The organism is Nitrospinota bacterium (genome assembly GCA_016235255.1).
Taxonomy (GTDB): Bacteria; Nitrospinota_A; UBA7883; order UBA7883; family JACRLM01; genus JACRLM01.
Window position 1 is genome coordinate 20,681 of the sequence record JACRLM010000105.1, and the last position, 11,088, is coordinate 31,768.

8 protein-coding genes are annotated in these 11,088 nt (G+C 55.9%); 6 read left to right on the plus strand and 2 right to left on the minus strand.

Annotation, left to right across the window (positions count from 1 at the left end; translation table 11 throughout):
* The first annotated feature begins 66 nt into the window (after window positions 1-66).
* From asnB to HZB29_13670, 4 genes are read left to right on the plus strand one after another with little or no spacing between them, the layout of a single operon-like run.
* Window positions 67-1,995, plus strand: coding sequence for an asparagine synthase (glutamine-hydrolyzing) (gene asnB / locus HZB29_13655; protein MBI5816643.1), 1,929 nt, complete (start codon window positions 67-69; stop codon window positions 1,993-1,995).
* Window positions 1,992-2,930 carry an NAD-dependent epimerase/dehydratase family protein gene (locus tag HZB29_13660; protein MBI5816644.1) on the plus strand — a complete coding sequence of 313 codons (939 nt, stop codon included), beginning with the start codon at window positions 1,992-1,994 and terminating at the stop codon, window positions 2,928-2,930. The genes asnB and HZB29_13660 overlap by 4 nt, the downstream gene beginning before the upstream one ends.
* Entirely contained in the window at window positions 2,923-3,993 is a 1,071-nt protein-coding gene (locus tag HZB29_13665) for an NAD-dependent epimerase/dehydratase family protein (protein MBI5816645.1), read from the plus strand. The genes HZB29_13660 and HZB29_13665 overlap by 8 nt, the downstream gene beginning before the upstream one ends.
* Window positions 3,994-4,025: 32 nt before the next feature.
* The gene (locus tag HZB29_13670) at window positions 4,026-5,381 is read left to right on the plus strand and encodes a class I SAM-dependent methyltransferase (GenBank protein MBI5816646.1); all 1,356 of its coding nucleotides are present in this window, start codon (window positions 4,026-4,028) and stop codon (window positions 5,379-5,381) included.
* Here the strand turns inward: HZB29_13670 and HZB29_13675 are convergent, their stop codons facing one another.
* The gene (locus HZB29_13675; protein MBI5816647.1) at window positions 5,382-7,112 is read right to left on the minus strand and encodes a hypothetical protein; all 1,731 of its coding nucleotides are present in this window, start codon (window positions 7,110-7,112) and stop codon (window positions 5,382-5,384) included.
* 8 nt (window positions 7,113-7,120) lie between these two features.
* On the minus strand, window positions 7,121-8,785 hold the full coding sequence (locus tag HZB29_13680; protein ID MBI5816648.1) for a hypothetical protein: 1,665 nt from the start codon (window positions 8,783-8,785) through the stop codon (window positions 7,121-7,123).
* A gap of 263 nt (window positions 8,786-9,048) precedes the next feature.
* Here HZB29_13680 and HZB29_13685 point away from each other — a divergent pair, with 263 nt between their 5' ends.
* Both HZB29_13685 and HZB29_13690 read left to right on the plus strand, forming a co-directional pair.
* Window positions 9,049-10,161, plus strand: a complete 1,113-nt coding sequence (locus HZB29_13685) for a hypothetical protein (GenBank protein MBI5816649.1) — start codon at window positions 9,049-9,051, stop codon at window positions 10,159-10,161.
* Window positions 10,161-11,006: a class I SAM-dependent methyltransferase gene (locus tag HZB29_13690; GenBank protein MBI5816650.1), complete on the plus strand. Its 846-nt coding sequence runs from the start codon at window positions 10,161-10,163 to the stop codon at window positions 11,004-11,006. Before HZB29_13685 ends, HZB29_13690 begins: the two co-directional genes overlap by 1 nt.
* The last annotated feature ends 82 nt before the right edge of the window (window positions 11,007-11,088 follow it).

Sequence of the window (11,088 nt, forward strand, 5' to 3'; positions counted from 1 at the left end):
TAACTAATTGGATTGCCGGATGAGCAGACCCGCGGTGACGAAGCATGACCACAGGAGCGGCCCGCTATGTGCGGAGTAGGCTCCATATTCAACATGTCCATGGAGCCGGTGGCCGGGCTTGAGGCCGGGCTTGCGGCCATGAACCACCTTCAGGCCCACAGGGGGCCGGACGGGGCGGGGACATGGCGGCACAAGTCCGGTTTTGTGGGCCTTGCGCACAGGCGGCTTAGCGTCATCGACCTTGAGACCGGCGCCCAGCCCATGGAAAACGGGCATGGCAAGGTCATCTCGTACAACGGCGAGATATACAACTACAAGGAGCTTCGCTCCGAGATCGGCCCGGAAATCTTCCACACGGCGTCGGACACGGAGGTGGTGCTCAAAGCTTACGAAAAATGGGGCGCCGGGTGCCTGGAACGGCTCCGGGGAATGTTCGCCTTTGCCATGTGGGACGAAAGGCGGCATCGCCTTTTCCTCGCCCGGGACAGGTTCGGGGTGAAACCGCTGTATTACACAGTAATCGGCGACGTGCTTTACGCAGCCTCGGAGATAAAGGCCCTGTTGCCGTTCGTGGAAAGGATAGAGACCGACCCGGATGGTTTCCGGGACTATCTTGCGTTCCAGTTCTGCCTGGCCGGAAAGACCCTTTTCAAGGGAATCCATGAATTGCCGCCGGGGCACTATCTGACTGCCTCGTCTTCCGGAATCCAGGTCACCCGTTACTGGGAAGTGCGTTTCAAGCCCGATTTCGACCATACCGGGAAATATTTTTCCGAAAAGCTGCGGGGCCTTATCGAAGATTCGGTGCGGGCGCATCTTGTGTCGGACACGCCGGTCGGGGCGTATGTGAGCGGCGGGGTGGACTCCGGCGTAATATCATCCCTGGCGGCGGACCAGGCCCCGGAAGGTTTCTGCGGATTTAACGGCAGGTTCCCGGAAGGGGAGGAATACGATGAAAGCCGCTATGCGCGCGACCTTGCCGGGTGGAAACATTTCCCTATACATGTGCTGGACATCACTTGCGGCGATTTTGTCGAAAACATCGGCAAGGTCATCTACCACCTGGATTTTCCGGTGGCCGGGCCGGGATCTTTCCCTCAGTATATGGTGTCGCGCCTTGCTTCCGAACATGTAAAAGTGGTGCTCGGCGGGCAGGGGGGGGACGAGATTTTCGGCGGTTACACCCGCTACCTTGTGGCCTACTTCGAGCAGTGCCTCAAGGGAGCCATAGACGGCACCATGAAAAGCGGCAACTTTATCGTCACATACGAGTCCATCATCCCGAACCTGATGAGCCTGCGAAACTACAAGCCTATGCTCCAGCAATTGTGGAAGGACGGGATTTTCACGGAAGACATGGACAAACGGTACCTGCGGCTGATAGATCGCGCCGGTTCATTGAAAGAAGAAATCAACTGGGGGGCGCTAAACGGCGATTATTCCCCATACGACGCGTTCAGGAAAGTGTTCAGGGCGAAGAACGTGGGGAAGGAGTCGTATTTCGACTGCATGACCCATTTCGACTTTAAGACCCTGCTCCCCGCCCTTTTGCAGGTGGAGGACAGGATGAGCATGGCGCACGGGCTCGAATCGCGGGTGCCGTTTTTGGACCACTCGATTGTGGAGTTCGCCGCCACGTTGCCGGCCAACGTGAAGTTCAAGAACGGCGAACTGAAGCATATATTCAGGAAGACCATGGACTATGCCCTTCCAAAGTCCATACTTTCCCGCAAGGACAAGATGGGATTCCCTTTGCCGCTGACAGACTGGATCAACGGTCCCATGAGAGGATTCGTAAATGATATCCTAGGATCCAAGCGGGCAAGGGAGCGCGAGCTTGTGAACAACGGCGCGGTGATAAAAAAGATCGCCGAAGAGCCGAAGTTCGGCAGGAAAATCTGGGGCCTTTTGTGCCTGGAGCTGTGGCAGACTACTTTCCACGACCAGGAGGCCAAATTCAAGGAAGCTTTAAAAACGGGAGTTGCGGTCAGATGAAAGTTCTTATAACGGGCGGCGCTGGATTCATCGGTTCAACCCTTGCGGACAGGCTTACGGCGCGGGGCGATACCGTGCTGGTGATGGACAATTACGCCACTGGGCGCCGGGACAATGTGACGGCGGGGCCCAGGCTTGAGATCGTCGAGGGGACCATCGCGGACGAAGGGCTGGTGCAATCGGCGTTCGACAGGTTCAAGCCGGAGATCGTGGTCCACGCCGCAGCGTCGTATAAGGACCCGGAAGGATGGGAAGAGGACGCAAGGACCAACGCCCTTGGCACGGTGAACATCGTGCGCGCCGCAAAAAAGGTTGGCGCGCTCAGGCTGATATATTTCCAGACCGCCCTTTGCTATGGTCTAAAGCCCATCGAACAGCCGATCACGCTCTCCCACCCGGTAAAGCTGGAAGGGAGCAGCTATGCCATCAGCAAGACCGCCGGGGAGGCGTACATAGCCTTGAGCGGGATGGACTTCATCTCCTTCCGGCTGGCAAACGCATACGGGCCAAGGAACCTGAGCGGCCCGCTCCCAACCTTTTACAGCAGGCTCACATCCGGCAGGAAATGTTTCGTGATGAACACCCGGCGGGACTTTATCTTTGTGGACGACCTTGTGGACGCGGTGGTCAAAGCGGTGGACGGGACCGGATCGAAAGGTTACTACCACATAAGTTCGGGCAGCGATTTTTCTATTGAAGAACTTTACGACTCCACGGTCAAGGCGCTTAAGCTTGATCCGGCTCCGGAGGCGGAGAAAAGGGAGCGCAACCCGGACGACGTGTTCTCCATACTTCTGGATCCGTCCAGTACCGAAAAGGATTTTAACTGGAAGACTTCCACGCCGCTTCAGGCCGGTATCGCCAAGACCGTTGCATACTATCAGCAATTCGGAATCAGCCAGACATATACGCATTTAAAGCAGGTAAATGAATAGGGATTTTGGCGCGCTTTCCGGCGCTACGGTCCTGATAACCGGCGGGGCAGGGTTCGTCGGCTCAAATCTCGCGCGGATGGTCCTTTCGCTTGGCGCGGGAAAAGTCCACATTGTGGACAACCTGCTTTCCGCCGAGAAGGGGAACGTCCCGGCCGACTCCCGGGTGAAATTCACGGAAGGATCCATAACAGACGATTCCGTCCTTGCCTGCGTTGCGGACGAGTACGACCACATTTTTCATCTGGCGACGTTCCACGGCAACCAAAGCTCCATTTCCGATCCGCTGAAGGATCATGCGAACAACCTTTATCCAACGCTACGGTTGCTTGAACATGTGAAGGGCTTTAAGAAACTCCGCAAATTCGTTTATTCCGCCGCCGGGTGCGCGGTGGCGGAGAAGACAATGGACGACGCGGAGGCCACGGTGGAGGAGGACCCCGTGTCGCTTGCCATGGACAGCCCCTATTCCATCTCCAAGATCGCCGGGGAGTTTTACGCCGTCTATTACCATAACCGTCATAAAGTTCCCACCGTCCGCGCCCGTTTCCAGAATGTTTACGGCCCGGGGGAGATACTGGGGGCCGGGCAATGGCGCGGCACATACGCCACGGTCTGGCGGAACGTGACCCCGGTTTTCATATACAAGGCGCTAAAGGGGGTTGCGCTGCCGGTGGAAGGGGATGGCGCCGCCACGCGGGACTTCATATTTGTGGAGGACATCGTCCGCGGGCTTATCAGCTGCGCGTTATATGGCGAGGGTGGCGATGTTTACAACCTCGCATCGGGAGCGGAAACCTCCGTCCGCAAATTGGCGGAGACGATCAACAGGATCGCGGAAAACCGGGGGGGGATTGAAAAACTTCCGGGGCGCGGCTGGGACAAGTCCGGCAAGCGGTTCGGCAGCGTGGTGAAGTCCAGGGAGAAGCTCGGTTTCACGGCGGACGTTGGCCTGGAGGAGGGATTGCGCAAGACCGTAGAGTGGACGAAAGCCAACATGGCGGTGATCGAAGGATGTATCGCCCGGCACGCAGAAAAGATGAGCGCCGCCGCAAACCGGATTTGAAACAAGACCGTTTCCCTGATATTAAAAACAACATGAGTTCACACCAAAAAGCGGGAGACGATACCGGTGACGTTTGGACGCTATCGCATGAGCGTCTGCAAGAAGCGGGAAAGATCGCCATTTTCGGCGCGGGGTCGGCGGCGGGCATGATCATCCGCCAGTTCAAGTCGTCAGGTGTTCCAATCGCCTGCGTGGTGGACAACGATCTGTCGCGCTCCGGCGGGAATATATGTGGGCGCAAAGTGGAGCCCCCCTCCAGGCTTCTGGCTGGAAACATTGATTACATAGTCCTGGCGTCCGAACCGGGATATCCAGCCATATCAAGACAGCTCCAGCAAATGGGATTTTCGGAATTCCATGATTTCGCCTCGTTCAGATTGTTCCTGGAGGATGATGATGCGAGGGGTGGAATGTGGAAAGCGTTTGCGTTGCTTCGGGAGAAGGGGCTTGGGGCTCTGGCGCATGTCCCGCTTGCCGTTCGCCTGCTTTCCAAAATATTCCGGGAAGTGGCCATATCCGGCAAAGGGAGCGATATATGCCTTGAAAACGGCTTCCTTCCTTTGACCACGCACTACTACTCCCCGGTCCCCGACCTGGATGACCTGAAAAAGCGTGATGTATGGTCTGTCAAAAGCCGGCTTGCCGGCATTGATTTTCGCGAGCGGGAACAGCTTGAGCTTCTTGAAACGCTGGGCCGTGAATACGGGGCGCAATGCCGCTGGCCTGGGCGCTCCACGGGCGATCCGACGAAATACCACACCGGCCATGATGGCTTCAGCTTCGGATGCGCCGCCGCTTTGTACTCGATGATCAGGCATTTAAGGCCGCGCCGGATTGTAGAAATCGGTTCCGGAATGTCGTCGCTGGTGATCCAGCAGGCCATCGGGGCCAATTCAGACAATGGCGCCGCTTGCCGGCACACCATCATAGATCCCTATCCAAGGGTGGGAGGCTGGCTTGGAGGAGTGGAAATAATCGAAAGCCGGGTGGAGTTTTTAACGCCGGACATTTTTGGCGAACTGGCGGCCGATGACATCCTGTTCATTGATTCGTCCCATTCGGTGAAGATCGGCGGCGACGTCAATTATCTATATCTGGAAATACTTCCGCGCCTTGCCAATGGAGTGTCGGTACATGTCCATGACATCGCCATGCCGTATGAGTATCCAGTGGAGTACGCCACTTCTGAAGTCTTCCGCCAGTTCTGGACTGAGCAATATTTATTGCAGGCGTTCCTAAGCCTCAATGAGCGGTTTGAGATATTGCTGGCGATGACCAGCATTATGAAGGACCATCCGGAGGAGTTTAAAAAGGCGTTTCCGTTTTATGATCCGGCGCTTCACAAGCGGATCAGCAGCTCATTCTGGTTCAGGCGCAAGCCCGCCTGATCAGGCGGCGGGAGCGCTGTCCCAGTCCGCCGGAATGATTTCGCCGTTCCTGGTGACAAAGATTATCCTGCCCGGAGCGATGGCGCGCGCTATTTCCCATATGTTCTGGTACGTCTCGACGATTTCACCCAAAGAGTAGCTCATTGTAGGAATTATCACAATGTCCGCGCCGAAATTGCGGAGGGCCTCCTGCGTGCCGTTCCCAAGACTGTCCCAGAACAGGAACCCGTTTTCCTTGAGCGCAAGCGGAGTGATCCGTTTGCCCGGCTTCAAGTTTTCGCTGATGCGTGACTCGTGGCATGCGAAAAGCACATCGCTGTCCAAAGTCTTTACGACAAGCGGCAGAAGCGGCCGTATCACCTGCGGCCTGGCGGAGCGGAAAACTATTACCTTTCGCGCCGCCAGCTTGTGCGCTTCAATTCCTGCGCGCCAATTCCTGCCGAACATGCACCTGCCCGCTATGCTCCGCGTCATGTTCTGCGTGATTCTTCGCAAAGCCGCGATGCCATGGTAGGTGAATATGCCGTCAATCTCCTGCGCGGCGGCGATCGCTTTGCTGATTCCCCATGGAAGCGCCGGCAAAATTCCGGAAGTGGCATTTTTTACGCCAAATTCGTTTATGGCATCCTCAATCTGCGCCGCCAAAACGCTGTAACTGTGCTTGCCGGACAAGTACACTTCTTCATGCGCCGTCCGGATCATTTTTTCCGCGAAATCCACGTCGGCGATTTTCTCCAGCGCTTCGTCCATGTCCGAAAAATCCCTTTTTATCGGGATGTAATGCCGTCCTGGCTCCAGCGCGCCGTCATACCGCCCCTCCACAAGTATCTGGAGGGTCATGGTGGCCGCCGCCTCCAGATGGCGCGGGCCCAGCGCGAAGAACTTGTAATCGTCCCACCCCGGCGGCATTTGCCTGGCCAGCGCTTCAAATTCAATATAAGGGGATGATCGAAGGATGCGTCCCACCTGGCGTTTGATCTCTCCCCGGCGGTTAAGGACGCTCACGCCGGATTCGCAACCGATGGTGCACTTGCCATCGGCGAGGAACTTAAGCCATTTCTCTCCATAGATCGTGTCTTGCATCTTGGTCGAAATGTCGCACTTAAGGCCCAGTTTGGCGGCTCCGCTGGATGCGGCGCCGGCAATCTTGCTTTTTAACTGCCCCTGGCTCCCAAACTGGAACGGGAGGTTCCTTGCGCGATACACCACGTCCATGGCCCTGCTTGCGTAGGGAGTGATAAACTGCCGCGCCCTGGCCATCGCTGGTTCGTCAATATAGCCGGTCATGCACTTGCGGAACACAGCCCTGCCGCTCATGCCGGTGTAAATAAGCCTGTAAAGCGGCTCGTCAAAAACGCTGAAAATTACGGCGACCTTAAGCTCGTCAAGCCATTCGTCCAGAAGTTCGGAGAAGTCGTACTCATCCTGGGGCATGGCGATTTTCAGGCAGTCGAGGTCACGCACCCAGCCTAGCTTTCGCCTCCATTCCTCGAAGCCCGGCGTGTCCAGGAATCGCGGGCTCCAGAACGAGGTGTGAAGGATGGCCGCATCCCACCTGTGCTTTCTTATCCATGCAGCCGGAGGGGCGAGCACGTTGAAATAGAGGATGTCATGTTTGTTTGCGGATGCTTCCATCACACGGCGGTGGGCCGTGAAATTCGACCGCTGATATTTGTACGGATTCGGGTCCCAGTACAGCATCAGAATCCGTTTGCAGGGATTTTCCGCCATGTCCTTTCTTATTTGCCCTCTATGTGGCCTGCGAGCGCCTTGTCAAATTCACTGATGAACGACTCGTATGTATAACGCCCGCTTGCGATCAGGTCATTGTACGCGTTTTCCACAAGCCTTCCGCAAAGCTCCCCGTCGTTGAACATCATTATTACTTCATCGAAATTGGAGAAGTCTTTCTTTAGCGGAATGTAGTGGACCATCGGTTTCATCATGCCGGAATATTCCCCCTCGAAAAGTATCTGGACGCACATGAATGCCGCCGCCTCGAAATGCCGGGCGCTTATGGTCCGGTAGCTCATGTTATTGTCCAGTCTGGCAAGGCCGGCCCGCTGATACATTTCGCCGAACGGCATCTCAGGATTTTCCTCGTAAAGCTTTGCGCAGGCGTCAAACGCCTTGCCACCGATGTCCACAAGATCACTTCCCGATTCCACCCCCAGCATGCCCCGGCAGGAGCCCAAAAACCTGTTCCAGTCATCTCCATACAGCCGGCCCTTGCTTGTAAGGCCGATGTCCAGCTTCAACTTAAGCCCTTTTTGGGCGCACTTTTGGGCGAAAACGTCCCCGATCTCGTATTTCTCATATGTCCCTTTGCCCATATAGCATGGCACCGGCCTGCCCCTGTAGCCGATGTCCACCGGCCTTTGATCTCGGGGGAGCGAGAACCTGGCCGCGATCGCTGGCAGGGCGCCGTCCACATATGAGGGGATGCATGAACGCACATCCCTCGGGCCGGTGAACTTGAAATAGTAATCCTTGAACGCCGATGGGGCGAAGCAAGAATAAATAAGATCAATCCCGTATTCATTGATGAACTTGAACCTTTTTGCGCATCCGAAATGCTCGTCCTGGAAAAAGGCCACTTTTACGGAGCCATTTAGTCCGTTCAAAAACGAGCGGAATTCCGGATAACGTTCATCAAGAAAGTGGAGGGGATAAAATGCCGAATAATGGAGGACGATGGCCGCAAAACGCATTTTGCGGACAAACGGAGGAATTCCCATCTCCGCGTTCAGTCCCAAAACGTGGAAAGTGGAATATTTGTAAAATGACCGTATGCTTTCGTCCACAGTGGCGGCGTTGGCTTCAAGAAGATGCGTGTAAACAAGAAGGACTCCGCCAGCCTCGCCATTTCCCGGCAGGTTTTCCGGCAGTTCATCACCATAGACCTTGTGTGCGTAATTTAACTGCCTTTCCGGCCAGAAGAATGGATCGTTCTTGTGTACCAATCCATACAGCTTTTTCCGGAAAGCCAGGCTGTCCCGGGGGCATGTTGTTTCGCCATCATCAAGGGCGACGGTCTCCATGGAGAGGTCGTCAAACAGGAATATTATCCCCTTGGTGACCGCGCGGAGCGCGATTTCGGCCAGATTCCTGTATGGGGCGGCGGCCTTTTTGTGGCAGGGGATCACAGCCCATTCGAAGGCATTGCTCGATATGCCGATATCACGCATGTCGTCACTGGAAAGTTTTACGATGGAGGAAGAATAGCCGGCATATTTTATGTTGGAAGACGGGGGCTTTTCTTCAAAAGGCTCCCGCGCGAAAACGGTGATGGCCTTTCCCGGAAAAATCGCTGACACAGCGTCCTGATACCGCCGGAAACCGGCCCATGGGACCGAGCGGAACATCAACACGCCGGAACTTTCATCCACTCCCAATCCGCTCACCGGCCCCCATATTTTTGATTCCGCCCGAATTCAGATAAAGTTTATCCCATCAATACGATGCCCGCAAGAGACCGGCGTGAGCAGCTTGTTGTGACGCCGCAGTTGTTGAGGTAAAATTGCCCTTGCCGCGCCCAATTCCGGGAAGGGCCGGTTTGGCCGCTTTACGCCGCTCAAGTTTGCCTCGAACCGGGACGATAAATTAAACGTTGGGCGTCTTCGAAGTTCGCCGGATTGGAATAAGCCAACGCGCCGCCAGGATTTAGATGAACAAAAATAATGGGCCCGGTTACCGTGTGCTTCACGCCCCCATAAGAGCCCTTTACCAGCCGGCGCTTCTCACCCGGGGCCTGAGGGAGCATGGGGTGGAAGTGGACCTGCTGTATATAGACGCGGACAAAAATCCCAATTACTCATCCTTCACTTTCGAAGAGCCGGGGCAGATCATCCTGCAATCAGACGGATTGCTCAATCCGGCGGTCATGGAGTATTTCCTGTCCGCGCTGGACAGGTATGACATATTCCACTTCCATAGCGGATACACCCTGTTCCCATGGTTCTATTACGGGGCCGACCTGGAAATCCTGAGGAAAGCGGGGAAAAAGGTCTTTTTGAGCAGGTGGGGATGCAGGGACGGGAGGACGCCATCTGATTTTGACCGTGACGAAGGTTTGTGCTCCGGATTTTGTCCGATGTACGGCAAGTCATGCACCGACGAAATCATCGGCAAACGGCTCGAACGCGAATCGGAATGGGCCAATGTGATCATAAACCACGAGCCCGATTTTACCGGGACTAATTCATCCGCGGTGTTCCTTCAAGGGTCGATAGACATAAACTTCTGGCGTCCGGGCCTGCGGATACCCGCGGAGCATGCGCTTCCCGCAAAAAAAGAGGGCGAAGTGCGTGTACTGCATGCAGTGGGCGGAAATAACCGGGGTGACGTGAAAGGTTCGGCGGTGATAAAAGGGGCGATGGAGGATCTTGCCCGGGAGGGATTGCGGGTTGACTACAGGGAAGTGACCGGGATATCGTTCCGCGACCTGCGATACCATATTCTGCAGTCCGACCTGGTGATAGACCAGTTGCGATACGGCTCGTTCGGATCTTTTGCGCGCGAATCAATGGCGCTGGGAGTCCCCGTCATCGGCCATGTTTCAGGCCGTCAAAGGATCCATTACAAGAATCTTCCGGTTGTTGAAGCCACGGTGAATAACGCCAAAGACGTTATCAGAGGTATGCTGCTTTCCGGAACGGAGAGAAAACGAGCCGGGCTTTTGTCCAGACAGTACGCCGAAGAGAACTTCGATTACAGCAAGGTGACATGGAAACTGGCTGAGTTATATGAACGGGCGCTATCGGACCAAGGGCGGGATTGATGGCGATTTCAGGCGGAACCGTGGGCCAGGAAGGGACGGACAAGGCAAACCGCGACTTCTGGAATGAACTGTGCGGCAGCAACGCGGCGCGGGCCTTGGGGATAAAAGACCATTCGCCCGAATCGTTGAAAAGATTCGATGACTACTACCTGGGTTTCTATCCATACCTGCCGCAAATAATAAGGCCAAACGAGCTTAAAGGGCGCAAGGTGCTGGAGGTTGGGCTGGGGTATGGGACCGTCGGGCAGAAGATAGCCGAGCGCGGGGCCAGATACACCGGCATGGACATCGCCGAGGGGCCTGTGCGGATGATGCGCGGCAGACTGCGGGTGCAGGGCATGAACGGGCGAGCCATCCAGGGAAGCATGCTCGACGCCCCTTTCGCAAGCGCCTCGATGGACGCGGTGGTCTCCATCGGCTGTTTCCACCATACGGGCAACCTGCGCAAATGCCTTGAAGAGACGCGCAGGATTCTCAAGCCCGGCGGAGTGGCGGTAATCATGGTATATAATCAGTTTTCGCTGAGGCAGTGGATCAACTGGCCGGGGGGTAATTTGCGCGCCCTGGCCCGGGATTTCGGCGTGGGGCGAGGGCCTGAGACGGCAAGCGAGGACCAGAAAAAAGCATATGACGCCGGAGGCGGAGGGGAAGCGGCCCCGGAGACGGTCTTCTCATCGATCAGCCAGTTGAACAAGATGCTTTCCGGATTTTCAAGGGTCACGTTCCGCAAGGAGAATTGCGACGACCTTTATTTAAGGGGCAGGCTTGTGGCCCCCCGTCATCGGCTACTTCCAACGCTGGGAAGGCTTATGGGGCTGGACATATATATAAGGGCCGTAAAGTAGCGGCGCGCGAGGCGGCCTTTATTGCGCCGCCGCATCAGCGCTTGATGTTATTATATTAAACCTATTACGCATTAACCTGGAC